This window comes from Pedobacter sp. PLR (genome assembly GCF_026239675.1).
Taxonomy (GTDB): domain Bacteria; phylum Bacteroidota; class Bacteroidia; order Sphingobacteriales; family Sphingobacteriaceae; genus Pedobacter.
This window is the reverse complement of the sequence record NZ_JAPIVQ010000006.1, coordinates 470,273-496,073: the sequence shown is the minus strand read 5'-3', so window position 1 is coordinate 496,073 and position 25,801 is coordinate 470,273. Positions and strand designations below refer to the sequence as shown.

Sequence of the window (25,801 nt, the reverse complement as noted above, 5' to 3'; positions counted from 1 at the left end):
GGTACAATATTAGGTATATTATTTTTACATTCGTTGCAGCGCTGATTTTTTAACTTTGATATTACTAAATACCACATTTATGTCCATGCAGGCTGCCTATACATCATACGATCTGGAATTAAAACATCCTTTTACTATTGCTAAATTTTCGAGAACCAGCACTCCGGTGATGCTCTTGAAATTGCGACATGAAAATGAGGAAGGTTATGGGGAAGCTTCTATGGTTCCTTACCTGGGCGAGAGTGTGGCAACGGCAACAGCTTTCCTGGCAAAGGTAGACTGGAATCGCTTTGTATTCCCTTTCAATTTTGAAGAAGTGATTGCTTATCTGGATCATATTGATACGGGGCATACGGCTATAAAGGCGGCTATAGACATTGCATTGAATGATTTAAATGGGAAACTCCTGCAAAAAGCCTGTTATGAAATCTACGGTGCTGATCCTTCAAAAATGCCACTTGCTTCTTATACTATTGGCATCGACGAACCCGAGGTGATCAAAGAGAAAGTATTGGATGCTACGAAATTTAGTATACTGAAGGTGAAGTTGGGAAGGGACAATGATAAAGAGCTGATTCAAACCATCAGGAGTCTAACAGATGTTCCTTTATATATCGATGCTAATCAGGGCTGGAACGATAAAAAACAAGCTATTGACATGATTTACTGGCTACATGACCAGGGTGCAGTGCTAATTGAGCAACCGATGGATAAATCAGACCTGGAAGGCAATGCCTGGTTAACGGGCCGGAGTCCGATTCCTATTCTGGCGGATGAAGCAGTGCAACGCTTAAGTGATCTGGATGGTCTGAGGGGTGCCTACCATGGCATCAACATCAAGCTGATGAAAAGTGCAGGTATGTACGAAGCCTCGCTGATGATCAAAAAGGCACGTTCTTTTGGCATGAAAGTATTAATTGGTTGTATGAGTGAAACCTCATGTGCTACCCAGGCCGGAATGGCGCTTGCTCCTTTGTGTGACTGGGCTGATTTGGATGGCCCCTGGCTTACCAGGAACAATCCTTTTGATACCCCGCAAATCATTGCGGGGAGATATCAGTTGAAAAATCTACCTGGATTAGGATTAAAAGGAATTAACCCTTCAATTCTGCTTCCTTTTTCTTAAGTGTAGCACGCATCTCTTTCATTAGTTGCAGCTTTACATAAAGGAAGAAGATACCGGTAGCCGCAAAAAGGGCCATGGCCAGGTATTGTTTGTTATTGAAACCCCAGGTTCCACCGAAGATAGAAATGATCAGACCCAGGTTGTAAAAAACGTTTAATGCTATTTTCTTTCCCATAATTTAGTAAACAGGCATATTAGGATCGAAAGCCTCTTTCCAGGCAACGATACCACCTTTAAGGTTATATAAATTGGTTAATCCAAGCATGGCCTCTAATTGCATTACTGCTGCTGCGCTTCTTTTACCACTTCTGCATTGAATAATCACTGGTTTATCCGTAGCAATCTGATCTGCTTCAATTAAGATACCACCTAAAGGGATGTTCACACCATCAAGATTCGAGGCTTCATATTCGAAAGTTTCCCTCACATCAATCAATTGGAAGTCTTCTTTATTATCGATCTTTTCTTTTAGTTCCTGAACGGTTATTTCCTTTATCATATTTTTAGCTTTTTTCAAAGATAAGCAATGATCAAAATATTAAGGTTAAAAAAACCACAAAATCACATTCAAATGAAGATAATGAGATCATTGCTAGCAAATTACTGTAACAACTAGGTGAGCCAGGCGTTTAATAGACAGTCTTTATTAACTTTGAATTTTATATCATGAATTCTATATCTCGTTTCTTCTGGTTTTGCTCGGGGGCGCACATTTCCACACTCGAGAAACACCCTACTGAGCACAACAAATACCTGGGAATAGGGGCTACCATTTTCTTTACAGGTCTGTTTGCCGCACTATCTGGTGGCTATGCCATGTACTTCGTATTTAAGGGCGATACTGCCGCAGTACTTTTCGCTGTGTTTTTTGGCTTGATCTGGGGATTAGCCATCTTTAATATGGACCGGTACATTGTAGCGAGTATCAATAAAAACGCCAGTACAAACAAGCAAATTTTACAGGCAACACCGAGGATTTTACTGGCCATTATGATTGGACTGGTGATCTCCCGTCCCCTGGAATTGAAAATATTTGATAAAGAGATTAAAGAGCGGCTAAAAGTCAGCTACCTGAACAACCAGCGTTCTAAGATTGATACCTTAAATGCTTCCTTTGGGAATAAGTATAAGATTGAAATCGGAAAGCTTAATGAAGCCAAAGCGGAGCGCGATTCTCTGGCTGGTGCCATCAAGGAAGATCGCCAGAAGTTAAACTTTGAGATCTTTGGTAATAAAACCTTAGAAACTTCCGGGGTGATGGGCTATGGTCCTTATGCCAAACGGAAAGAAGCGGAACTGAAACAAAGGGAGCAAAATCTGGATACGCTAACCGCGGATGTCAGGGCACTGGAAAAATTCGTTGACGGAAGAAAACAATTTGATGGCCTGATGACAGAGAAGCTCTATACCAGTAAGGAACTGGACAGCCTCAGCAACCTTGCCGGCTTTGCCGATAGAAACTGGGCATTGGGGCAATTGAGCTTTAATACCGATGGCACCAGAGATGTGAATACCTCCCTTGCAGTCACTTTCATTGGCCTTCTTTTTATCTTCTTTGAATGTCTTCCGGTGTTTGTGAAGCTGATGAGCGATAGCGGCCCTTATGACCATTCTATACAAAATCTGGAAGCGACACAGGTGTATGCTTCTGACAAGGATAAAGACTACGAGATTGCTGTCATAGATGGCATTCAGGAGACGCGTATTGAGACCGAAATCACCCGTAGAAAGCGACAGCTGACGGACCCTCCGGCCGAAGCATAATCTTTTGTCCTCCGGCTAACCTAATGAACTCATAAAAAAACAATTATATTCTGATGAAAAAAACCATTTACACCTTATTAGTAGTGTTCCTCGCGCAGCAAGCTTTTGCACAGGACATTGATAAAATCATTACCCGACCTTATGTAGAGCGTCTGATCAAAACACTGAGCAGCGACGAAATGGAAGGCCGTGCTACTTATTCCCGGGGCATTGATAAAGCCGCAACCTTTATTGCCGCTGAATTTAAAAGTATAGGTTTGAAACCACTGGAAGGAAATAGCTTCCGACAAACATTTACCAGGCAGAAATTGAAACCGCTTAGCACGAAAGTCAGTATTGATGGTAAAGAGATCCCTGCGGAAAACATTCTTGTCTATGGAAACACTGCGGAGAACCAGGTATTCGATAAAAGTAACAGCGCTGGCTGGATAAAACTTGATCCTGAAAAGCCTTTCAATACCCAGCTTAGAGCATTGGGCAAAGAGAATAAAAAGCAACTGATTTTAGTAGACCCGAAATTTGCTGATGCTTTTAAAAGAATCCGCGAATATTTGTCTTCCGGGACAGACCTTGATGCGAAAAAGGCGAACGACGGCAGTTCAGCTTACGTACTTGTATTGGGTATAGATACGGTAGTCAATGATTTTAAAGTAGACTTAAAGAATAAGCTGGAAACCCTGACTTTGTTTAACGTAGCAGGAATGATCCCTGGAAAATCAAAAGCCAAAGAACTGGTGGTATTTTCAGGTCATTATGACCATTTAGGAATTATCAAATCGGAAGGTACAGACAGCATTGCCAATGGTGCAGATGATGATGCTTCGGGCACTACAGCTGTAATCGCCCTTGCGAAGTATTACAAAAAACTAAATAACAATGAGCGCACCCTTGTGTTTGTCACCTTTACTGCGGAAGAAATCGGTGGTTTCGGTGCGAAGCATTTCTCAGAAAAGTTAAATCCTGATGAGGTGGTTGCGATGTTCAACATCGAGATGATTGGTAAAGACAGCAAGTTCGGCAAGAACACCGCATTTATTACCGGATTCGACAAGTCGGACTTTGGAAAGATCTTACAGAAAAACCTGGAAGGCACAGAATTTAAGTTCCACCCGGATCCATATCCACAACAAAACCTCTTCTACAGAAGCGACAATGCCACTTTAGCGGCATTGGGTGTTCCTGCACATACCATCAGTACTGACCAGATCGACAGTGATAAATTTTACCACACGGTAAAAGATGAATTTGAGACACTTGATGTGGACAATATTTTATCAACCATTAAAGGGATTGCAAAAAGTGCCAACAGCATTATTAAAGGCACAGACACTCCTACCAGAATTCCGAAATTGAGTAATTAACTATAGCCCTCTTTTTATGACCTTTCTTAAACCTAACAAACTATCTTTTCTAGCCGCTGCTGCTCTATCGGTCACGATGACCCTGGGATTAACCCTCCCTGTGAATGCACAAAAGCAAGAAACCCTTTTAATCCGTAGTCCGGCAGTAAGTGCCAGTCACCTGGCTTTCGTCTATGGTGGCGACATCTGGATTTCCGACAAAGACGGCGGTAATCCAAGGCGTCTGACGGTAAATCCGGCAGTGGAGCAAAACCCCTTGTTCTCTCCTGATGGAAAACAAATTGCCTTTACCGGAAACTATGATGGCAACACGGATGTGTATGTAATCCCAATTGAAGGTGGCGCCCCAAAGCGGGTTACTTTTCACCCTTCAGCAGATTTGCTAAGGGGCTGGCTGGACAATAACCAGTTGTATTTTACCTCTACCAGAGACTTTCAGTTTGCTTTAAGTCCGAGGATGCACCAAATCAATATCGATGGCACCGGCGAAAAAGCCTTGCCAATGCCGGAAGCTGTTCAGGGTACTCCTTCTGCGGATAAAAGATACTGGGCTTATATCAAAAACACGGATCCTACAGAGCGCTCCAATGTAGCCTTTAAGCGTTACCGTGGTGGTGGTATGCCACAAATCTGGATTTTTGATACCCAAACAAAAGACATAGAGATCATTCCTGGCATAGGTTCCAACAATGTGAAACCACAATGGATGGGCAATAAGGTTTATTTCTTATCCGACAGGGATCTGACCATGAACTTATTCAGCTATGATGTTAAAAATAAGAAAACGGAGAAGCTAACGAATTTCAAGGATTACGATATTAAAAGCTTGAATGTTAGTCCTGGCCTTGTTGTTTTTGAACAGGCTGGTAAAGCACATATTTTAGAAACCACAAATAATAAAGTGCGCAGTGTTGCGATCAGTATTCAGGCAGATGCCCCTTACAAAAGACCGCATTATATTGATATGGCCAGCGATATCCGAAATTCAGAGATCTCCCCTAGCGGAGTAAGGGCCTTGTTTGAAAGTCGCGGGGAAATCTATTCCGTGCCTAAAGAAAAAGGTGATGCTAGAAACTTATCGAACTCACCAGGCAGTTATGAGAAATTCCCGGCATGGTCGCCGGATGGGAAATACATCTCTTACTTGTCAGATAAGAACGGCAGCTATCAATTGGTACTCCTGAATCAGGCAACGAAAGGGGAACCTATTTATATCCCTCTTGGGAAAACACCATTTTACTACCAGCCGGTATGGTCGCCGGATAGTAAGAAACTTTACTATGGTGATGCCCACCTGAACTTGTTCTATATCGACATCAATACCCGCAAACCGATATTGGTGAAAGCAGATACCCAGGGTTCTACTACAGGTAGGTCGTTTAGTGCATTACAGCCAACCTGGTCTCCGGATTCTAAATGGATTTCTTATGTAGCGACCTTGCCAAATGCGGTAAGTGCGGCATATTTATACAATCTGGATACGGAAAGTCATACTCAGGTAACGGATGGGATGAGTGATGTTAATAGTCCGAGTTTTAGCAGAGACGGCAAATATTTATTCTTCCTGGCGAGTACTGATGTTGGTTTAACCAATAGCGGATTACACATGTCTTCTTACCAGCGTCCGGTAAATTACAATGCTTATGCTTTGATTCTTTCTAAGAAAACACCTTCCCTGTATAAAACAGAAAGTGATGAGGAGGTCGTGAAATCTGAGGATACTCCGGCGAAGAAAAAAGAAGAATCTAAAAAAGAGGACCCGAAAAAAGATAAGAAAGGAAAAGAAGAAGAAAAGCCTGCTGCTCCGGTAAAGAAAACCATTGAGGTAGATCTTGTTGATTTGGGCGGTCGTATTATTTCGCTTCCTATTCCTGGTGGCGGCATTCAGGGTATTGATGGTGGTGTGGATGGACAGGTACTTTACTATAGAAATAGCGAACTGGGTTCACTCGATTTAAAGAAAATGGAAACGAGCACCCTGATTACCGGTATTTCCAGTCTGAGTGTAAGTGCTGATGGAAAATCTATGCTTTATGGCTCCAGAGGGAACTACTACATCGTTGATGCGGGTAAAAAACCAGCTACTTCAGAAAGTGGAAAGCTGAAACTGGAAGGCATCAAAGTATTGGTAGACCCTACCGCAGAATGGAAACAGATGTTTGATGAGGTTTGGAACATGGAGAAAGACTTCTTCTATGTAGAAAACATGCACGGTACCGACTGGCCGGCCATGAAAGTGAAGTATGAAAAATTCCTTCCTTATGTAAACCACCGTTCGGACCTTTCTTATGTTTTCAATGAGATGATGGGCGAAATGGTTGTTGGACACAATTACATTTATCCTGGTGACGAGCCGGGTACTCCTTCGGTTTCTGTTGGGATGTTGGGTGCTGATTATGAGATCGACAATGGTTTTTATAAGATCAAAAAGATTTTCACGCGTTTAGATTGGAATCCAACCTTTAAAGCACCACTCGCAGAGCCTGGATTAAACATCAAAGAAGGTGATTATATCGTAGCTGTGGAAGGCGTCCCATTAACTTCAAAAACTTCTATTTATAGTCTTTTTGATTTCAAAGCGGGTAAGCAGGTCGCGATAAAAGTGAACAGCAAGCCAAGCCTTGATGGCGCCAGAGAAGTGGTGGTGGTACCGGTTGCTACTGCACAAGAGTTCGAATTGAGAAAGATGGACTGGGTAGAAAACAACCGTAAAAGAGTTGATAAGCTAAGTGATGGCAAAATCGCTTATGTATATATGCCAAATACAGGCGCTGATGGTTATACTTATTTCAACAGGTATTATTTCTCACAAATGGATAAAAAAGCCTTGTTACTGGATGAGAGAAACAACGGTGGCGGATGGGTTGCAGATTACGTGATCGATTTATTAAGTCGTGAGCTAATGAGCTACTGGGCCATCAGAGATGGGAAAAGTTTCACTACTCCAGGGAACGGCATCTTTGGTCCGAAAGCCATGTTGATGAATGAGAATGCAGGTTCCGGAGGCGATATGATGCCTTATATGTTTAAGAAGAAAGGTCTGGGTAAATTAGTTGGTCGTACTACAATGGGTATCCTTGTAGGGATCAGCGGTTATCCAAGGTTGCTGGATGGTGGAAGCATCACCTCTCCTAACTTCGGTGTTTATGACACCGATGGAAAATGGATCATCGAAAATGAAGGTGTAGCACCGGATATCTTCGTAGAACAAACGCCTAAAGATTTACTGGAAGGCAGAGATCCTCAACTGGATCGCACGATTAAAGTGTTACAGGACGAAATGAAGACTTATAAATATCCGAATGTAGCGAAACCTAAAGACCCGATACGCGGTCAATAAGGTTGCAGGAAAAGACCGTCTTTGATCAGATGGTCTTTTCCATCACATAATCTTCCATAAGGAAACCGTTGCCAACATCCAGGCTAACGGTTTCTTTTATGATGAAGCCTGCTTTTTTATAAAATTCTACGGATTTATTGGCGCGAAGCACATTTAACTCCAGGCTTTTCCCTCCTGCTTCCTTCACCTTATCTAACACTTCATTGATCAGTAATTTACCAACACCCATACCATGGGCTTCCGGTAAAACATAAAGCTTATGCAGTTTATAGGCATCCTCGCGATCTCCCAACCTTGAATAAGAAGCAAAGGCTACATCTTTAGCCTCAATTTCTGCAATCAGAAAATCATAACCTGCCAACAGTTGCTCCATCAAAACACCTTGATTATACATCTTTTCCAACATATAATCGATTTGTTTCTGGCTGAGGATTCCGCTATAGGTAGACCCCCAGGTGATTTTGGCGATCTCCTGGATAACAATCAGGTCTTTCTCTTTTCCTTTCCTAAGCAGGATCATAACTTTTCGCTGATAAACAACCAGGCGGTATTGAAAGTGAAAGTGACGAAACCGTCATTGATCACTACGAAATCTCCGTTTTCTTCTTGTTTTAGGTTACTGGTTTCAAAATAAGAAAGCACTTCAATATGGAACACACTGTCTTTTGGTTTCCATACCGAGAATCCTGATTTTATGGCATATGCTTTTTCCGTTGCGGTGAATACTACGATATTGATTTCATCGATATAACTCCCCAGTTCTCTCAGAGCCGTTTTGGTATCGATCACATTAACTGCCGAATATTTTTCTTTGATCAGGTAATCCAGTACAGCATCCAGGGCTTCTCCTTTTGCAGGAATGACTATCGTGTTTTCCTGAGAAAACTCCTGATCAACAGGGTTCACTACGACATCAACTTTTAGCCCCAGGCTAATCATTTTCTCATAAAGCGCCGCATTGACGATTAAAGTCGGACTCCACTCCAACAGCTGGCCCAGATATTCCTCATTAAACTCACCCAGATCATTAATATATAATGCTGGTTCTTGTTTTTCTCTAACGATGTGATGTGATGACATAAAGCAAATATATTGTAAATACCCATAAAACAAAGGAAGGCCGGTAAATACCGGCCTTCCTAAATTATTTAATACTATTGTTGTGACTATTCCGGGTTTTGAACCAGATTAGGATTCACGGTTAACTCACTTTGAGGAATGTAATAAATCACGCGTGGAGAAGTATAAGGAATCTCCTGAGTAACTTGTCCTGAAGGTAAATGTGTTCCCGGATAGTTTCTAACCATGGTACGTTTATTTCTGAACACATCGAATTTACGTTGTGCTTCAAAAGCAAGTTCCAGTCTTCTTTCATCCAATACTACATCTAATACATCCGTATATCCCATCATGTTTCCTGCAGAAAACAATTCCAGACCTTTTAAACCAGCACGTTCTCTGATGATGTTTACATCAGATAAAGCGTCCGCTGGTCTTCCTAATTTAACGGCAGCCTCAGCTCTGGTCAGGTACATTTCTGCAAGACGCACAACCACCGGAGAGCTTAATGTTTCCACACCATCCTGATAAGAATACTTCATCACATAGTATATTGGGTATCCGTTACGCTTTGCCAGAATCGGGTTTCCATTGGCATCCAGCTTCACATTTCCAGCGCCATCTTTTTCGTAATTGGGACGGATGAAAGCATGACGCAAATCGTTAGGAAATTTATCCAACAGGTTTCTATAACTCTGAGAGGCATACATCTCGCCATAGCTATTGTCGCCACCAGCTGTGAAATACATTGATCCGATTGCATCAGCACCACGGTCATCTTTTAAATCATGTTTAATGGCAAAGATCGTTTCCTGAGATTTCTGATCTCCACCCGGAGCTACCGTAAAGTAACTTCCAAGATTTGATGAGCTAACCAAAGCATATCTGTTTGATTTAATCACTTCATCAGCATACTTAAAAGCATTATCATAGTCGCCCATATACAGGTAAACCCTACTTAAAAGCGCCATTGCCACTTCTTTTGAAGCAAAGATGTTAGACTTAGTGCTACCCATCAATTCAATCGATTTTAACAAATCGGCTACTACTAAAGCATAAACATCTTTCACTTTTGCACGGGAACCCAGCTCTTTAACGTTGCTGTTTGTTTTGATTACGATACCTAAAGATTCTCCGTTATTGTCTGTATACGGACGACCGAAGAACCTCACCAAATCAAAATGGATCATTCCTCTCAGGAAATAGTTTTCACCAAGCAATTGATTCATTGCCGCATTATCACTTTGCGTAACTTTTTCGATGACCACATTGGTACCATAAATCGCCTGATAACCTTTACGCCAGATTTGCTCTGTATTGCCCTGATTTTTCAGGTGTTGGTAATTGTAGGCATAGAATAACCCATCAGTGGTTGTACCACTTAAGGATACGTTATCACTTGCATACTCAGAAAGCATGTGGTAATTACGCATGTAATAAGGGTCTTTGATATAGTTATAAGTACCGATCGTTGCAGCTGTCAGACCTTCAACAGTATTTACAATCTGCTCAGTAGTTAAAGCATTATAAGGTTTTAAATCCAGGTCATCTTTGCAGGATGTAGCAGTCAGCGTCAATAATACTGCTACAGCCAATTTATATTTTTTAATCATGATTGTTCTGTTTAAAATAGTTTTTAGAAAGTAACATTTACACCAAATAACACCTTCTTACTGATCGGGTATTTTGTACCACTCACACCAACAGAATTATTACCTTCTGAAACCAGTGAAACTTCAGGATCCATACCAGAGAATTTGGTTAGGGTAATTAAGTTGTCACCGCTCACAAAGAAGCGAACGTTAGACATCTTTAATTTTTCTGTAAGTTTATCAGATAAAGTATAACCTAAGGTTACGTTACGTAATCTGATGTAAGAACCATCTTCCAGGTATCTTGAACTTGGTTTGTTGGAGTTTCTATTTCCATTCGCTACTGCTTTTGGGTGTGTAGCGATATCACCTGGATTCTCCCAACGGCTCCATCCACTTTTCAGGATCATGCTGTTGTATTGAGGATATGCTCCATCTGCATCAAAAAGCTCACGTGCAGAATTGTACACAGTACCTCCCGAAACAAAGTTGAAAAAAGCATTCAGACTAAAGTTTTTGTAAGAGAACTCATTGCCGATTCCACCGATAAAATCTGGTGTTGAAGTACCTACAAATTTTCTGTCTGCGTTATCGAAATTGTTTGTCGTTACTCTTGATTCTACGCCATTAGCATCCGTCTTTGTCATGTACCATAGTGGATTCCCATTATTTGGATCTACACCAGCCCATTCTTCCATGTACCATGAATTCAGGTCGCGACCAACGGCTACTCTTTGGTATCCTCTGTCGATAGACTGATCTCTGTAAAGGCTCAGCACTTTATTTTTGTTTATACCGATGTTAAATGAGGTACTCCATTTGAATTCACCAGTTAAGTTTTTAGTGTTCAATTCGATGTCAATACCTCTGTTTCTTACAGATCCGATATTCTCTGTAGAATAATAGAAACCAGATTCTGAAGCCAATGGTACATCAAGAATTAAGTCTTTATTGGTACGTTGGTAGGCATCAATACTCAAGTCAATTCTGTTGAATAAACCGATATCCAGACCTGCATTGATCGTTGTTGGCGTCTCCCAGGTTAAGTTAGGGTTTGGCAGACTACGCGGAAAAGCACCGGGAACACCACCGTATTGTACATTGGCCAGGTATTGGTCCAAATGGGCATAATCGCCACCTGGTGTATTTCCTGTTACCCCATAACTACCACGTAATTTTAAGGTATTGACGATTTTAGATTCGAAGAAGCTTTCATTAGCAATGTTCCATCCCGCTCCGAAAGAGTAGAATAAACCATATCTGCTGTTGGCGCCAAATTTCGAAGATCCATCATTTCTCATGGATACTGTGGCAAAATAACGGTTGTCATAGTTATAGTCTCCCATGAACAGCTCAGAAACGAATCTGCTCATTGATCTGTTACCTGAAAGGCCTTTTGCAATCGCGGTAGCATCCATTGAGCTTAAACCAGGAAGGATTCCTGTTCCTGTACCATTAAGTCCGTCCACATAGTTCTGCTGATATTCAAATCCTGCAATACCCGACAGGTTATGTTTACCGAATGAATGTGCTGCATTGAATAAGTTAGAAGTAATGAAAGAGTTGGTATAACCGTAACCATTGTACAGTTCTCCTCTATTCGCTTTTCCTCCTGGTGTACGCGGATCTATCAGTCTTTCCGCACGTGAATTGGTCACGGTATAACGGTTAGAGGTCGCAAAATTCAACCAATCAGTGATTTTGTATTCCAGTTTAACATCTGCTGTCAGATTTTGTCCGCGGGAGTTATCTCTGTTAAATTCACTTACATACAAGAAATTGCTTTTATCTCTACCATACCATTGCGAGTTGGCATCCACATATTTTGGAGTACCATCTGCATTAAATGGGTTATCCCATGGCATGTTGGTATAAGATTGATCTAAAGCACCACTTGGATCATTGTTTGTTTTAGTAAAACCAGCATTAAGTCTGGCCGTTACTTTAAAACGATCATTGATTTTATGCTCCAGATTGGTACGGAAGTTAAAGCTCTTATAGTCTGTATTTACTAAAGTACCTTGCTCATCATAATAGTTGGCTCCGATATAAAACTTTGTTTTTTCGTCACCACCAGAGATGCTCAATGCCTGATTATTGGTAATTCCTTGTCTGAAAGCTAAATCTCTCCAGTCTGTATTACCTGGAACTGCAGGCATAAAACTGCCTAAGTAACCTGGAAGGGTCAATGCCAGTTCCTTTTCTGTCAGGAAATCATCAATCTGTTGTTGGGTTGGATTAGGAATCGTTTTTTGCAGTTCTTTGATGTATGCCGCACGTTTTCCTGTATAGTCATTGGTATACATGTATGTACTGTAATCATGTAACTGTTGTCCGTTCATCACTTTAAAGTTTCCTTCTGAAGCGGTGTTCACCCCAAAAGCGCCACTATAATCGATTTTCGTTTTACCTGCTTTACCTTGTTTCGTAGTGATTACAATTACACCGTTTGCCGCTCTTGAACCATAAAGGCCTGTTGCTGCCGCATCTTTTAAGATACTTACCGATTCGATATCACGAGGGTTTGCAGTTCCACCAATCACACCATCTACCACCATTAATGGTTCAGATCCTGAGCTTAATGTTCCTGTGCCACGAATACGAATGCTTGTTGAAGCGCCTGGTTGTCCCGAAGGAACACTTACGTTTACGCCGGAAGCTTTACCTTGTAACATCGCAGAGGTACTATTACTGGTTACATCCAGTAATTTCTTAGCAGAAACTGTAGAAACAGAACTTACCAATTGTGACTTGTTTTTGGTTACATAACCAACTACGACCACTTCATTCATTAAGTTTTCTGTTGGCTTTAAGCTGATTTTGAAAGGTCCTTTTCCCGCAGCGCTGATTTCCTGAGTATCGTAACCCAGGTAAGAGAACTGAAGAATGGCTTTATCATCAACATTGACACTGAATTTACCGTCATTATCTGTCATTGTACCACCGCTGGTGTTTTTGATTTTTACAGATACACCTGGTAAAGGCAGTCCGGTTTCGTCAACCACCGTTCCGGTTTTGACGCTAGGGGTCTGACTCATCCCTGTAAACACAGATAGTGCCACCAGGATTAGAGTCATTACGGATTTCCTGAAGTAAGGAATCCAATTAAATAAGTTGTAATTCTTGGTCATGAATTATTCTGATTAAATGAGTTAGTTGTCTGATTTGCCCAACATTGACGTCAGGCATTTTTAAGACTCGAAAGTTAGAGACTTAAAGGACCATGCTTCGGACAGAAAGCTCATTAAATTCACGCAAACGTTTGATATTTGCTTGGCGACGATTTTTGTCCGGGAAGCGATTTTCGTAGATTTAAAACAATAATTTGCTTTTATCTTAAAATGACGCAATTAAGTGTTCCTACGCATTGGGAAAACAGCGCATATTTCCGTAATACCTCCTTTTAACTGGAAAATATCAAACGTTTGCGTAATGTTTAAATAGAATAAAGCGGTTTTTTGAGCTTTACAGAACGTTTATAGAAAATTCGGCTCCTGCAGACTCATTATCAGCGAGATAAAAAGAGAACTCATGTTTGAGGAGCACATCCTTGATTAAAGTGAGTCCTATGCCCTGTCCATCACCTTTTGTGCTAAAAAACGGGCTGAATAAAAATGGAGCGGCTTCTTTTGAGATCCCCTGTCCATTGTCCAGGATTTGCAGTCTTTTAGGCTTGTTTTCCGTCACAAAGGTGATGACTCCCTGCGTGTTGTCTCCGATTGCCTCTATTGAATTTTTCACAATGTTGATCAATACCTGCTCCAGCTGTAGCTGGTCTGCGAAGATGATCAGGGGCACCTGATCCAGCTTAAACTCAAAGCTGATATTTTTCTCTCTGACGGTTTCAGACCATAAGGTGGCTACCGAAAAAATCAATTCATGGAGGTCCATGTACTTTTTATCCGGTTCCGGTAAACGAACCAGGTCTGCGAGGTTCCGCATAAAGATGTTCAGGTTGTAGTTCCGGTCTATCGCTACCTGAAGCGCATTGCCAAGGGTACTATCTGGCTTCCTTTCCTTTTCCATCAGCAAGGCCGAGTCGAGAATGGAGTTTACCGGCCCGATGGTATTGTTAACTTCATGGGCCATCATGCGGATCACTTTACCATACCCCTGCTTCTCTGCCAATAGCAGCTCGGTAGTCAGTTCCTGAATGATGACAAAGTTTCTGGAGAAACCCTGGTCTATAAATTCAGATACCTGGATTTTATAGGATTCCGCTCCCCCCTTTAGCGTAACAGATCCTTTCTTTTCCTTTAACAGGATCCTGACCTCTTCTATAATGGGATGTGCGATGTCCTTTAACAGCCATCCTTCAACCGGAATGGTATGCAGTATTTTCTTCGCGACCGGATTGACCATCTGAATTCTATTGTCATGGTCTAAAATAATGATGCCCACCGGAGAATGGTCAATGAGCTTATCTAAAAAAAAGTGTTGTTGTTGCTGTAATGTTCTTTCTGTTCTCAATTGATCAATCATCTGATTATACACTTCAATCAGCTGATCCATTTCATATGTGCCGGTTTTCACAAACTTAATGTTAAAATCCCTGTCCCTGATCGCATCGGCTCCCTGAACCAATAAGTTTAAGGGTCGGATCATTTGATTGTACAGTTGCCAGGAGATCAACGCAGAAAGAAGTATCAAGACCTCCGCCAACAGGAAATACAGCTTGTTCTTTTCGAAAACAAAATAGCTTAAAAACAAGGCTATCGCATGTAAAATACATACGAACAAAAGGTATTTAGTCCGAAGTCTCATCGTAGGGAATGTTAAATTTATCCAGTCGGCGGTATAATGCGCTTCTGGTGATCCCTAAAGCCAGTGCAGCTTTAGAAATACGGTTCTGGTGGAATTGCAAAGCGCGTTTGATCATTAATATTTCCGTTTCTTCCAGGGTCATCGAACCCACATCAGGAAGTTTGGAAGCTTGTACTAATGGTGTTTTTTCCAGCTGAGTACTAAAATCGGCTATCTCCAACAGGTTTGTTCTACTCACCAGTACTGATCTCTCTACCATGTTTTTCAACTGGCGGATATTTCCAGGCAAAGGTAATTGCTTCAGCCATTTCGTTGCCTCAGGGCTTACCTGTAAATCCGGACGGTTATAAAGCTGCCTTAAATTATCCATCATAAAGTTTAACAGCAATGGAATATCTTTGGTTCTTTCTCTTAAAGGAGGAAGTTTAAGGGTGATCAGGTTAATGCGGTACAACAGGTCTTCTCTGAATAGTCCCTTTTCCACCATTTCTGCCAGGTTTTTATTGGTGGCACAAATCACCCGCACATCTACTGTTTTTGTGCGGCTGTTTCCCAGCACCTCATAACTGCGGTCTTGCAGTACCCGGAGCAGTTTCACCTGACTACTGGCGTCGAGGTCACCGATTTCATCCAGGAAGATCGTTCCCTTATTGGCCATTTCAAATCTTCCGGTCCTGTCATTCCGTGCATCGGTAAAAGCACCTCTTACATGCCCGAACATCTCGCTTTCAAACAGAGAGGTCGAAATTCCACCCAGATTCACTTTAACAAAGGGCCTGTTTTTACGCAGGCTGTTTTGGTGGAGCGCTTCGGCGATCAATTCTTTACCGGTACCACTTTCTCCGGTGATCAATACTGAGGCGTCAGTTTTGGCTACTCTGCCGGCAATTTCCAGCAGTTCCAACATCTGCGGATCTGCGGCAACGATGGACTGAAAATCATAAACCTTGTCGAGCTGTTTCCTGCTGAATACCGTCGGCTGTTCATCCTGCTTATCCTTTTGGTCCTTTAAGCTGATCAGCGTTTTTATAGTTTGTAAAAGGTGATCATTACTCCAGGGTTTATTGATGAAATCATTTGCGCCGAGTTTCATCCCTTGAACAGCCAGATCGATGCTCGCCCATCCGGTGATCAATACCACTGGCAAACGGGCATCGATTGCCCTTATTTCTTTCAGCAAAGCCATTCCTTCCTTACCGGAAGTATCAATTGAAAAGTTGAGGTCCAGAATAATTAAAGAAATCGCTTCCTTTTTCAGCATGGCGAGACCATCCGCAGCATTGGCTACGGCAGTCACCTGATAATCCTTTTGCTCCAGTAAAAGCAACAGTGAAGTACGAACGGCTATATCATCATCAATTATCAGGATCATCGGCTAAGTATTTATAAGGCTGATCAAAAATATCTTTATTCTTCATGTAAAGCAACAGCCGGATAAATTGATGCCGCTTGTTTGCCCGGATATAAGGCGCAGATGACCACCAGCAAGTAAATAAACAGGATGGCCAGAAACTGTGCCTGGAGATAAACGGAGGCCGGTAAATCGAAAACTTTCAGCAAGGGAAACTGTACTGCAAAGAAAGACCCGATGATTAAAGAAAAAGTGGCAATCACCAGTGCTTCTCCCAGCAGCTGCATGGAAACAGACGTTGCTGTTGCACCAATTGCCCTCCTCAATCCAATTTCTGCTCTTCTTTTATTGATGTTGTACCAAAGCACACCGAAAATCCCCAATGCCACATTGATAATCAGAAAGCCTGCGACAATGAAAAAGATGATCATGGGAATCGTCGTTTCTTTATTTTTCTCCGCCTTCATATCCACCAGGTGTTTGATTTCCAGATTCGTGCTTTTTATAGTCGAGGCAATCAGTTTGTACATTTTACCTTCAAAGGCAGCATCCATTCCCGGCATCAGCCGTACCAGCATTTGAGACATCCCCCTGATCCTTCCGGTATCAATTCTTTGATAAGCTCCTGCGGTAGCCACTTTAAAATCGCTTTGACCCTTTATATTTTGAACCACACCAATCACCTTCATCTTATCATCATACTGGGTAATCGTTTTTCCAATTGCATTTCCAGAACCAAACAACTGTTGTTTAGCCTCCTCATTAAGAATGATGGTTGATTTTTCCCGGCCATTATCTTCCGGAGAAAACCACCTTCCCGAAACTAAGGTTAACCGAAGTACATCTTTATAACCATCCTCTACACTATAGACATCAGGGTATATTTCCTTCTTTTTATAAGTCAGGCCCATGCTAATATAATTATCTGCAAAAGGAACATTACCATTGGAAAAACTAATACTTTTTACCTGAGGCAGGTCTTTCATGACATTCCTTAAATTTTCATGAACGACGCTTGCCGAATCTTTATGCTTGCTGATATTCATTACGCCCAGGTCAACAGCCCATACATCCTCCGCATCAAAACCCGCCGGCTGCTTATAGTTCTGATAATTGTAGACCAATAAAGTAAAAACAGCGAAAATGACCATAAAGGAGATCAGGATCTCAGAAATGAGCAGGAAATTTTCCTTCTTTTTATTCCAGATTAATTTAAATAAGTGCTTTAACATATTTTTTTATTTTAATTATTGGCTTTTAAAGCGGTCACTACGTTTAGTTTCGACATTCTCCAGGCGGGATAAACACCTGATATCAAGCCGAAAACCAGACAAGCCAACAGGCTATAGCACAATACAGTGAAGTTAATTTTCAGGCTCAGATTGGCGATAATACCACTGGAGTTAAGGATACTGATGATCAGCAGAGACAGGATCAAACCGATGCAACCGCCCAATACGGTCAGAATCATATTTTCTACCAAAAACTGGCCGACGAGCGTCCTGCTCGATGCCCCAAAGGCTTTCCTGACTCCAATTTCTGAGGATCTTTCCATGATTCGGCTCACATTAATATTCATCAGATTTACGGTTGGCAGGAGGAGAAAGATAAAGATCACCGTAGCCATGAGCAGAAAGAACCGATCTCTTCCAGAGCTACCAGACCTGCCCAATACATCACGGGTAAAGCTTTCCAGATAGGTATCTGCATAGCTAGACAATAAATCATGATACTTCTCCGGATGCGGAACTTTTTTCAGCAGTTGCTGATATTCTTCCTGAATTGCGGGCAAATCAGCCGAAGAATGGGCAAGTAAGGTCACTACGTAACCTCCCGTCAACGAGGTTCCCTTCAAAGTATTAGCGGCCAGCGTATAAGGAAGGTAGATATCCGAATGGATGTAAATTAATGTGGAGGGAACTGTCTTAACCACACCTATCACCCTGTATTTTAAGTTATTGACTTCCACCTCTTTTCCAACAGCCGGGACACCTTCTCCGAAATACTTGTGTACCATATCCTCAGAAATCACCACCACCTGCTCCGCATTTTTCAATTGCTGTGCATTAAAAGGTTTGCCTTCCAGAAATTTAAACTGATAAACGTCCCAGAAAGCGAGATCGGAGTACATGAGGTCTACGGATAATTTCCGATCATTCGGATAAGCATTGGTGGTACTCCTGCTGGAGTGCATGGTCAGCTTTTCCGGAGTTTTCATTTTAGACACAAAATTATTCACAAAATAGAAGCTTGCCCTGCCCTTCATCATGTAGCTCCCATCTTTATTTGTCAGCTCCAGGGAATTGATAAATAATTCACGGTTGCGGTTCACATCCGGATAGGCCGGACTCAGCAAGACTTCCATAAAAGCGGTCAGCACGATCAGGATGGTTAGCGTAAAGCTGATTCCGAATAAGCTGATGAAGGTAAAAAACTTCCTTCTTTTCAATACAGCAATAGCGATTTTAAAGTAATTCTTAAACATAGCTATCCCCCTATTGAACTTGTGAACCATCAAATAAACGCAGTAAACGATGCGTGCGCTGGGCCATATTCGGATCATGGGTTACCATGACAATGGTGGTTCCCTCTACCCGATTCAACTCTAAGAGGATATTCATAATTTCGTTACCCATGGCACTGTCCAGGTTTCCGGTAGGTTCATCGGCAAGAATAATTTCCGGCCTGCCAACAATGGCTCTGGCAATGGCCACCCTTTGTTTTTGTCCGCCGGAAAGCTGTGTTGGAAAATGATGAATCCTGTTGCTCAGGCCTACTTTTTCCAGTGCCTCTGTGGCCAGCATCCGTCTTTCTTTAGCTGATGAATTCCGGTACAACAAAGGCAACTCTACATTGTCGACCACCTGCAAATCATTGATCAAATGATAGCTCTGGAAGATAAAACCAATCTTGCTGTTTCTGAAATTCGCCAGCTTACGGTCGTTTAGGGATAAGGTTTGCTGCGCATCGATCAGGATATCTCCTTTGGAAGGAGCATCTAACAAGCCCATAATATTTAGTAAAGTACTTTTCCCACAACCTGAGGGACCCATAATGGATAAAAACTCGCCTTTAGCCACCCGAAGGTTGATATTATTTAATGCCTGCGTTTCTACAGTATCGGTCCTGTACACTTTTTCAATATTTTTTAATTGTATCATAGCTATATAGGTTATAGTTTTATTTTCTCATTCTTCTCAAAATCGAAAAGTGATAAGTAACGTAACTGGTAATAGGCGCCCCAAAAATCACGTAAAGAATTGATATAATCCCGCTTTGCCTGATCGTTTTCCTGGAAAGCGATACTCAGGTCTGTAATGCTCAGATCCCCGAGGACATAGCGTTCTTTAGCGATCTGGTATTTCTCAGCGGCAATTTGCTCTGCACGGGCGTTTAACAGCAATTGCCCTTTCATCATTTCAAATAAGTTGACTTCCGTAATGATCTTTTGTGTGAAGTTCTGTTTGTCCTGCGCTACGGCATATTGCGTAAACTGCTGATTGGCCAGGGCCGTTTTTCTTCTTGATTTTTGCCGGCCCCAATCCAGAATAGGGATTTCTATGGCCAGTTGCAACAGCTGCTGGTCTTTAGGACTTTCGTACACACTGCCAATACTCTTTCCGCTTTTTGCAAAACCAAGGTTTGCATTTAAGGTGGCATTGATGCCGTTATCTCCTTTTGCTTTCGCCACATCGCGTTTGGCTTCTTCGAGTTTTCTGTTGAAGGCGATGGCATCAGAGCGATTTTGAAAAGCTTCTGTCAGGGCCTTTTCTATGACAACTTTCATAGCCACCGTAGATTTAGGCAGGGAAAGCTTGATCTTATCCGTGTTTTGTAATCCGGTATAGGCTTTTAAATTATAGGTGGCCACTTCCATATCGCGCTTAGCGATACCCACCGCTTTCTCCGCTTTCAAAGCTTCCAGTTGCAGTTGAAGGATCTCATTTTTAGAAACTTTCCCCATTTCGAATTTGGTGTCGGCAATTTTCTGGATGGCGGTGGTGTTGTTTAGGTTCGTTTCGGCAATTTGTAAGTCCACCTGAGCAAGCAGTAAATCGAAGAAATAAGCGCTGGCATTGATGGAAATCTGCTCCATAGCTTCAATATAAGCCTGCTGACTTTCAGTATATTTTAGCGGCTCGATTCTGCGGTCCCATTTTAAGGAATTGAACTGAAATAGCGGCTGAACTAAGCCTACGCCATAAGGAACGCCATTATAAAGCGTGTTGTTCCGGTCAAAATCATCAAAGCGCTGCAAGGAAGTACTGCCATAAATGGTACCACCGGTTTGTGAAATTCGCTGACTAAAAGAAAGATCCAGCGAAGAGTTGTTGTTGTGTACCGAACGGAAATCTATGGTACCATCTGGTTGCTGAACCGAGATAGAAGATTTACTATATCCCGGCAAAATTCCTTTTAAAGAAAGCTGCGGTTGGTAATTGGATTTATAAGTCATCCATTCCCAGTAACGGGTTTCTTTTAAGGTTGCCGCCTGTTTTGAAGCAATAGATTGCTCCTTTGCCATCGCAACAACTTCTTTTAATTCTAAACGGAGGGTATCAGCCGGCACGGGGGGCTGTGCCGACTGTACCAATCCCGGGGGTTGTACTGAATGACTGCCTTGCACCAGCGCTATGGCTTGTACTGTTTGTGAGGCTTGTACTCCTTTTGCAAAAGCCTGGTCAAATGAAAACAATACGGCAATGTAAACTGCGCCAATAAAGAAAGTTTTAATATTCATCGCGCTTATTTCTTTATGGTGATTTGATCGCTGTTTTTGAAAGCCCGCATATCGGAAGTAATGACAACATCCCCTTCTTTTACCTGGTCTTTCAGCTCTACAAAATCAAAGTTGCTCAAGCCAATCTGCACGTTCTTTTTGATGGCAACACCATTTTTCAGCACATAGATAGATTGGGAAGGCGTACCTAGAAAAGCAGGGCCATTACTTACCCTCAATACCTGATGCTGTTCATCAGTAACCAGGAAAACATCTGCTTTTAAATTAGGTCTGAAGAGTTTATGGTGACTACTATCGGGTTTGATATCAAAAGATACGGTTGCGTTCTGAACCGCAGGATAGATATTAACCACTTTACCCCTTACCTGATGGTCGCCTATCCGGATGATCGCAGTCATCCCGTTTTTCAAAAGATCAATATTCTGATCAGAAATTACTCCTTTTACTTTAAAACTGGAAAGGTCTGCAATTCTGGCCAGGACTTCACCGGGCTGCACTGTCGCCCCAATGTTTTTGTTGACCCAGGTCACTACTCCATTTCTGCTTGCTATAATATCTGCCTGTTGCAGCTTCTTTTGCAGTACATCCAGATCATTTTGCTGAATGCTTGCCGCCAGCTCCACTTCTTTCATTTGCAGGCGCATACTTTGCTGCCTGCTATTGATTTCATTTTCCAGCTGTTGTTTTTCTAACTGAGCCACTTTAAGGTTCAATTCTGCCTGCTCCACATCTTCGCGGGTGCCGCCTCCTGCTTTTAACAGGCGTTTTGCATTGTCTACCGAAGCTTTAAGGCTGTTGATGCGCAGTTGTTTGATGTCATTGTTCGACTTGATGTCGTAAAAGCTCTTATCCAGATCCAACTTAATTTTTCGAATGTCATTCTTTTTGGACTCCAGCTGGAACTTCAGTTTTTCAAAATCCATCTGTGCCGCAGATTTATCTAAGGTCAGAATGGATTGACCGGCAAGGATTTTACTCCCCCCATCTAACAGAACTTTCTGAATAGATGCCGCAATCGGGCTACTGATTACCTCTTCAAATTCAGGTAATACTTCTCCGGAGGCATTGATGGTGTTTTCTATGTTGCCACGACCAACGATTGAGGTGGTAATTTCCGAGGCGTAAAGCGTGGTATTGAAGATACTCCGCAAAGCAAAAATACCTGCGATCAGCAGCACAATTCCAATCAGCAGGTACAACAAAAGCCTTTTCTTCTTACCTGATAAAACTGCCTGTTCGATATTTCTGTCCATTGAATCTATTTTCAGCTGCTTATCCAAAGGACATGCCACAGTTAAACAGCTAAAATTCAACGCATTAAAGTTTTTCTTGAAATAAAAAACGTTCGATATCGGACAAGCTGTTCTATATCAGACAAACCAGGACGTTTAGCCTTAGGGGAAATCCTCAGAAAAAACAAAATAAGGGATCATTTGGGCAGAGATCAGGTGTTTTATGGTAATAAGTCCTTGAATCCTTTCTAACAACTTCATCCGGATAAGAAATCATAAAGGAAGAGCTGGTTCAAGGGATTGAACTAGTTCTTTTAACAGTATGGATCAACTGTTTTCCTGTAAAGTTCAGCTAATTCGGGATGAGGTTCCGAATTCTGCTGAAAAATTAAGCTAGCCTTCTGGTTTAAGACCAGGCATTAACCTTGTTTGTTAAGGTTTTCCAATTGGTGCATGCTGTCTTTAAGCGCAGGATAAAGCTGTTTATAGACGCTAAACAATTGCTTGTAAACTTTGTGATGATCGGGATTGGGCTGAATACACTCCTTTTCCCCCGCAGACATTGGATATTCCGCAGCTAAGCCTATCGCTTTAACCGCCAGGTAGGCTGCTCCAATTGCAGAAGCATCTTCGGTTTGCACCAATACCACCTCTTTTCCGGTAATATCTGCAAGAATCTCCATCCAAATCTTTGCATGTACAAAACCACCACTCACATTGAGCTGCAAAATCTCTTCAGTTTGTGGCTCCAGGGCAGCTAAAACCTCATTTAAAGCATAGCAAATTCCTTCTAACACCGACCTCGATAAATGATGCTGATCATGATGAAGTTTAAGGCCGAAAAATGTCCCGAAGCTCTCAGAATCCCATATTGGCGCACGCTCCCCGCTGAGGTAAGGCAGAAAAATTAAGCCATTACTACCGGCTATTGTGGCCTTTATATTTTCAAATAAAGCAGAATAATCGGCCGAAGACAATGCTATTTTACCCAGTACATTTTTTAACAACCATTGTAGAGCAATGCCGCCATTATTTACAGGACCGCCGCAAATAAAAGTTTCTTCATCTAAGATGTAGCTGAAAGTCATTGCCTGTGTATTGAAAATCGGCTTCGGACTGGATATCCGCACTGCGCCACTCGTCCCAATGGTTAATGCAGCAGTCCCTTTTTCATTGGCATCGCTACCAAGATTTGCTAAACAGCCATCACTGCCCCCAATCACAAAAGTGATCCCTTCTGAATCTTTCTTTTGATAACTGGTACTTACAGGTTCCGATAATTGTGCCATCGTTATTCCTGTCAGCAGTAGCGCTTCTTTATTCCATGTTAAAGCCTTCCAGTCAAACAAACCGGTACAAGAGGCAATGGAATGGTCAATTTTAAACTCTTTAAATAACCGAAACCAGATGTACTCTTTAATAGAGATGAATTTATGGCTGCGGCTAAACAGTTCCTCCTCGTTTTCCCGCAACCAGATCAGCTTACACAATGGTGACATCGCATGAATCGGCGTTCCTGTTTGCTGGTAAAGGTCCATACCTGAGGCTGATTCAAAGATGCGTTTCGCAATAGCCGAACTTCTGGAATCTGCCCAGGTCATCATTGGAGCTAAGGCATTACCGGCCTCATCCACACTGATCAGACTGTGCATTGCGCTACTTAAGCCTATTGCTTCCGGGGCTGCGCCCATGCGTTCCTTCATTTCCGAAATACATTGGTTAAAAGCCTCCCAGATCAAGATAGGATCCTGTTCACTATATCCTGGTAAGGTTGAAAACAAGGGGTAATGCCGCTGAACTGAATCGATAGGTTCGTAATTTAAGTTTAAGGCCACCGCTTTAGTACTTCCCGTTCCAATGTCTATTCCCAGAATATATTTCATGCCTCTAATTTATTTAAATGAATCTGCTTCTTTCTATTTTTGATTACTCCTGAATGGTCTTCAAGATTCCGCGTCGCTAACTCTAATTCTTCTATCTTCCCTGTCAATACGCCATTCCTTTATGAATATTGCTTCATGAAGAAATCACTGCCTTGATTTTTCTACCTCTTCTGTCAATGTGTTATTCCCGGATGAATAATGCACCACCAGCTCCGGAAAAACAAAATAGAAAGAATAATTCACAAGCGGTCCTTCTCTGCGCAAATCAGCAATCCCTTAAACTATTTGGATCGGTTATAAATAACTCTATATTTGCAGGCATTCGCATTTTATTTTGTCAGAATCAGCCACAAACCATTTCAGCGACTCCATTACAATTGATGAAAACACTTTTTTTCAGTTATATGAATGCTATTGGAAAAAGTTATACCAGATCGCCTTAAAATATCTTGGAGATCGCTTTGAGGCCGAGGAGGTAGTGCAGGAATTATTCACATCTTTATGGCAACGCAAAGATACGTTAGTATTGCAGCGGGAGACCGTAGAAAACTACCTGGTACGGTCTGTACGCTTTAAAATTGCGAGGATGTACAAAGATGAGATCAGAAAAACCGGAAAGATCAACGAACTAAAAGAGCAACAGGTCTCCTTCAATAACCACACGGAAAAACAGGTCTTGTATCATTTTTTAAAGCAAGACATTGAGAAGCTGGTGGTTTTACTTCCAGACCGATGTAAGGACATTTATAACTTAAGTCGCGAGAGAGGTCTCAACAACAAGGAAATCGCTTTAGGCCTTTCCATTTCTGAAAAAACAGTAGAAAATCAATTGACAAAAGCATTATCATTTCTGCGCAATGGTCTTAAAAAATACCCAAGAACATAACATGCATAGGGGAAAACCAGCTCATTTGATAATATATATAAAACCACGCCATGAATCCTGACCTGTTAAAAAAGTGTTTATCTGGCAAAGCATCCAATGCGGAATGGGAATCATACCAAAACTGGATCAATGGAGATGCCGAAGAAAATGATCTGGAAGACCTGGATCAGATAGCTGAACAGGTAAAAAACAGTATCCTGGCCAATATCCTGCAGAAAAAAGAGCAGCACCGTGTTTATGGCGAAAGAAAAAGATCATTAGCGATTGCTGTTGGTATTGCGGCCAGTTTATTTTGTGTCCTCTACCTTTCTTTTTTGTTTCATAGCGGGCCAGAATTACAGCAGGCTCAGGTTTACAAATACGATGATCAATCTGCTCATTCAGAGAACAACTTTAACGGCATCATTGTGCAATTGGCAAAAAATAGTCAGGCCAGCTTAAATCAACAAAGTAGGGCCAACATCAATCTCCATTTTTTAGGATCAGTGATGCTGAGCAACCGTTCTTCTGAAGATCAACACCTAACCGTTAAAAATCACAAGGACGAATTGAAAAAAATATGCCTTCGTAAAGGGCATTCCTATTTTTTGAGTTACTTAAACTTTAATTTTGAAGAAATCATCATGGTTGATAAACAAAGTATGAATGAGATCCCTCCTGCCATGGCCATGAATATGAAACAACAATTCGATCTTTAATTAT

Annotated in this window: 20 protein-coding genes; 6 read left to right on the top strand and 14 right to left on the bottom strand. The window is 41.8% G+C overall.

Annotated features, from left to right (window positions below; genetic code table 11):
- The first annotated feature begins 79 nt into the window (after positions 1-79).
- The gene (locus OQX61_RS17360) at positions 80-1,126 is read left to right on the top strand and encodes a dipeptide epimerase (protein WP_322973607.1); all 1,047 of its coding nucleotides are present in this window, start codon (positions 80-82) and stop codon (positions 1,124-1,126) included.
- On the opposite strand, the gene OQX61_RS17355 is transcribed toward OQX61_RS17360, so the two are convergent.
- The gene (locus OQX61_RS17355) at positions 1,095-1,301 is read right to left on the bottom strand and encodes a DUF6358 family protein (protein ID WP_265843057.1); all 207 of its coding nucleotides are present in this window, start codon (positions 1,299-1,301) and stop codon (positions 1,095-1,097) included. The genes OQX61_RS17360 and OQX61_RS17355 overlap by 32 nt on opposite strands.
- A gap of 3 nt (positions 1,302-1,304) precedes the next feature.
- Complete coding sequence (locus tag OQX61_RS17350) at positions 1,305-1,622, bottom strand: rhodanese-like domain-containing protein (RefSeq protein ID WP_265843082.1); 318 nt, start codon at positions 1,620-1,622, stop codon at positions 1,305-1,307.
- A gap of 170 nt (positions 1,623-1,792) precedes the next feature.
- Between OQX61_RS17350 and OQX61_RS17345 the strand changes: the two genes are divergently transcribed.
- The 3 genes from OQX61_RS17345 to OQX61_RS17335 are packed head-to-tail and all read left to right on the top strand — an operon-like array spanning position 1,793 to position 7,591.
- Positions 1,793-2,890, top strand: coding sequence for a DUF4407 domain-containing protein (locus OQX61_RS17345; RefSeq protein WP_265843056.1), 1,098 nt, complete (start codon positions 1,793-1,795; stop codon positions 2,888-2,890).
- A gap of 53 nt (positions 2,891-2,943) precedes the next feature.
- Positions 2,944-4,251 (top strand): M20/M25/M40 family metallo-hydrolase, encoded by a 1,308-nt coding sequence (locus OQX61_RS17340; protein WP_265843055.1) that lies wholly within the window; start codon positions 2,944-2,946, stop codon positions 4,249-4,251.
- 16 nt (positions 4,252-4,267) lie between these two features.
- On the top strand, positions 4,268-7,591 hold the full coding sequence (locus OQX61_RS17335) for a S41 family peptidase (RefSeq protein WP_265843054.1): 3,324 nt from the start codon (positions 4,268-4,270) through the stop codon (positions 7,589-7,591).
- A 25-nt stretch (positions 7,592-7,616) separates the two neighbouring features.
- Here the strand turns inward: OQX61_RS17335 and OQX61_RS17330 are convergent, their stop codons facing one another.
- The 12 genes from OQX61_RS17330 to OQX61_RS17275 form a co-directional block, all read right to left on the bottom strand.
- Positions 7,617-8,111, bottom strand: a complete 495-nt coding sequence (locus OQX61_RS17330; RefSeq protein ID WP_265843053.1) for a GNAT family N-acetyltransferase — start codon at positions 8,109-8,111, stop codon at positions 7,617-7,619.
- Positions 8,108-8,671 carry a thiamine pyrophosphokinase gene (locus OQX61_RS17325; protein ID WP_265843052.1) on the bottom strand — a complete coding sequence of 188 codons (564 nt, stop codon included), beginning with the start codon at positions 8,669-8,671 and terminating at the stop codon, positions 8,108-8,110. The genes OQX61_RS17330 and OQX61_RS17325 overlap by 4 nt, the downstream gene beginning before the upstream one ends.
- Positions 8,672-8,757: 86 nt before the next feature.
- Positions 8,758-10,263 (bottom strand): RagB/SusD family nutrient uptake outer membrane protein, encoded by a 1,506-nt coding sequence (locus tag OQX61_RS17320; protein WP_265843051.1) that lies wholly within the window; start codon positions 10,261-10,263, stop codon positions 8,758-8,760.
- Between the two features lie 23 nt (positions 10,264-10,286).
- The gene (locus tag OQX61_RS17315; protein WP_265843050.1) at positions 10,287-13,373 is read right to left on the bottom strand and encodes a TonB-dependent receptor; all 3,087 of its coding nucleotides are present in this window, start codon (positions 13,371-13,373) and stop codon (positions 10,287-10,289) included.
- Positions 13,374-13,707: 334 nt separating this feature from the next.
- Positions 13,708-15,006, bottom strand: a complete 1,299-nt coding sequence (locus OQX61_RS17310; protein ID WP_265843049.1) for an ATP-binding protein — start codon at positions 15,004-15,006, stop codon at positions 13,708-13,710.
- Positions 14,990-16,378 (bottom strand): sigma-54 dependent transcriptional regulator, encoded by a 1,389-nt coding sequence (locus OQX61_RS17305; RefSeq protein WP_265843048.1) that lies wholly within the window; start codon positions 16,376-16,378, stop codon positions 14,990-14,992. The genes OQX61_RS17310 and OQX61_RS17305 overlap by 17 nt, the downstream gene beginning before the upstream one ends.
- Before the next feature lie 35 nt (positions 16,379-16,413).
- Positions 16,414-17,589, bottom strand: a complete 1,176-nt coding sequence (locus tag OQX61_RS17300) for an ABC transporter permease (protein WP_265843047.1) — start codon at positions 17,587-17,589, stop codon at positions 16,414-16,416.
- An 11-nt stretch (positions 17,590-17,600) separates the two neighbouring features.
- Positions 17,601-18,842 carry an ABC transporter permease gene (locus OQX61_RS17295; RefSeq protein ID WP_265843046.1) on the bottom strand — a complete coding sequence of 414 codons (1,242 nt, stop codon included), beginning with the start codon at positions 18,840-18,842 and terminating at the stop codon, positions 17,601-17,603.
- 10 nt (positions 18,843-18,852) lie between these two features.
- Complete coding sequence (locus OQX61_RS17290) at positions 18,853-19,518, bottom strand: ABC transporter ATP-binding protein (RefSeq protein WP_265843045.1); 666 nt, start codon at positions 19,516-19,518, stop codon at positions 18,853-18,855.
- Positions 19,519-19,529: 11 nt separating this feature from the next.
- On the bottom strand, positions 19,530-21,098 hold the full coding sequence (locus OQX61_RS17285; protein WP_265843044.1) for a TolC family protein: 1,569 nt from the start codon (positions 21,096-21,098) through the stop codon (positions 19,530-19,532).
- Positions 21,099-21,103: 5 nt separating this feature from the next.
- Positions 21,104-22,351 (bottom strand): HlyD family efflux transporter periplasmic adaptor subunit, encoded by a 1,248-nt coding sequence (locus OQX61_RS17280; RefSeq protein ID WP_265843043.1) that lies wholly within the window; start codon positions 22,349-22,351, stop codon positions 21,104-21,106.
- 398 nt (positions 22,352-22,749) lie between these two features.
- Complete coding sequence (locus tag OQX61_RS17275; RefSeq protein WP_265843042.1) at positions 22,750-24,213, bottom strand: gluconokinase; 1,464 nt, start codon at positions 24,211-24,213, stop codon at positions 22,750-22,752.
- A gap of 334 nt (positions 24,214-24,547) precedes the next feature.
- On the opposite strand from OQX61_RS17275, the gene OQX61_RS17270 reads away from it, so the two are divergent.
- A complete protein-coding gene (locus tag OQX61_RS17270) occupies positions 24,548-25,099 on the top strand; it encodes an RNA polymerase sigma-70 factor (RefSeq protein WP_265843041.1) in 552 nt (183 codons plus the stop codon).
- 50 nt (positions 25,100-25,149) lie between these two features.
- Entirely contained in the window at positions 25,150-25,797 is a 648-nt protein-coding gene (locus OQX61_RS17265) for a hypothetical protein (protein WP_265843040.1), read from the top strand.
- The last annotated feature ends 4 nt before the right edge of the window (positions 25,798-25,801 follow it).

Coding starts and splice junctions, on each gene's coding strand:
- OQX61_RS17310 (WP_265843049.1), bottom strand. CDS start 15,006: ATGAGACTTCGGACTAAATACCTTTTGTTCGTATGTATTTTACATGCG.
- OQX61_RS17360 (WP_322973607.1), top strand. CDS start 80: ATGTCCATGCAGGCTGCCTATACATCATACGATCTGGAATTAAAACAT.
- OQX61_RS17315 (WP_265843050.1), bottom strand. CDS start 13,373: ATGACCAAGAATTACAACTTATTTAATTGGATTCCTTACTTCAGGAAA.
- OQX61_RS17330 (WP_265843053.1), bottom strand. CDS start 8,111: ATGATCCTGCTTAGGAAAGGAAAAGAGAAAGACCTGATTGTTATCCAG.
- OQX61_RS17285 (WP_265843044.1), bottom strand. CDS start 21,098: ATGAATATTAAAACTTTCTTTATTGGCGCAGTTTACATTGCCGTATTG.
- OQX61_RS17320 (WP_265843051.1), bottom strand. CDS start 10,263: ATGATTAAAAAATATAAATTGGCTGTAGCAGTATTATTGACGCTGACT.
- OQX61_RS17340 (WP_265843055.1), top strand. CDS start 2,944: ATGAAAAAAACCATTTACACCTTATTAGTAGTGTTCCTCGCGCAGCAA.
- OQX61_RS17345 (WP_265843056.1), top strand. CDS start 1,793: ATGAATTCTATATCTCGTTTCTTCTGGTTTTGCTCGGGGGCGCACATT.
- OQX61_RS17280 (WP_265843043.1), bottom strand. CDS start 22,351: ATGGACAGAAATATCGAACAGGCAGTTTTATCAGGTAAGAAGAAAAGG.
- OQX61_RS17355 (WP_265843057.1), bottom strand. CDS start 1,301: ATGGGAAAGAAAATAGCATTAAACGTTTTTTACAACCTGGGTCTGATC.
- OQX61_RS17325 (WP_265843052.1), bottom strand. CDS start 8,671: ATGTCATCACATCACATCGTTAGAGAAAAACAAGAACCAGCATTATAT.
- OQX61_RS17305 (WP_265843048.1), bottom strand. CDS start 16,378: ATGATCCTGATAATTGATGATGATATAGCCGTTCGTACTTCACTGTTG.
- OQX61_RS17275 (WP_265843042.1), bottom strand. CDS start 24,213: ATGAAATATATTCTGGGAATAGACATTGGAACGGGAAGTACTAAAGCG.
- OQX61_RS17265 (WP_265843040.1), top strand. CDS start 25,150: ATGAATCCTGACCTGTTAAAAAAGTGTTTATCTGGCAAAGCATCCAAT.
- OQX61_RS17300 (WP_265843047.1), bottom strand. CDS start 17,589: ATGTTAAAGCACTTATTTAAATTAATCTGGAATAAAAAGAAGGAAAAT.
- OQX61_RS17335 (WP_265843054.1), top strand. CDS start 4,268: ATGACCTTTCTTAAACCTAACAAACTATCTTTTCTAGCCGCTGCTGCT.
- OQX61_RS17295 (WP_265843046.1), bottom strand. CDS start 18,842: ATGTTTAAGAATTACTTTAAAATCGCTATTGCTGTATTGAAAAGAAGG.
- OQX61_RS17290 (WP_265843045.1), bottom strand. CDS start 19,518: ATGATACAATTAAAAAATATTGAAAAAGTGTACAGGACCGATACTGTA.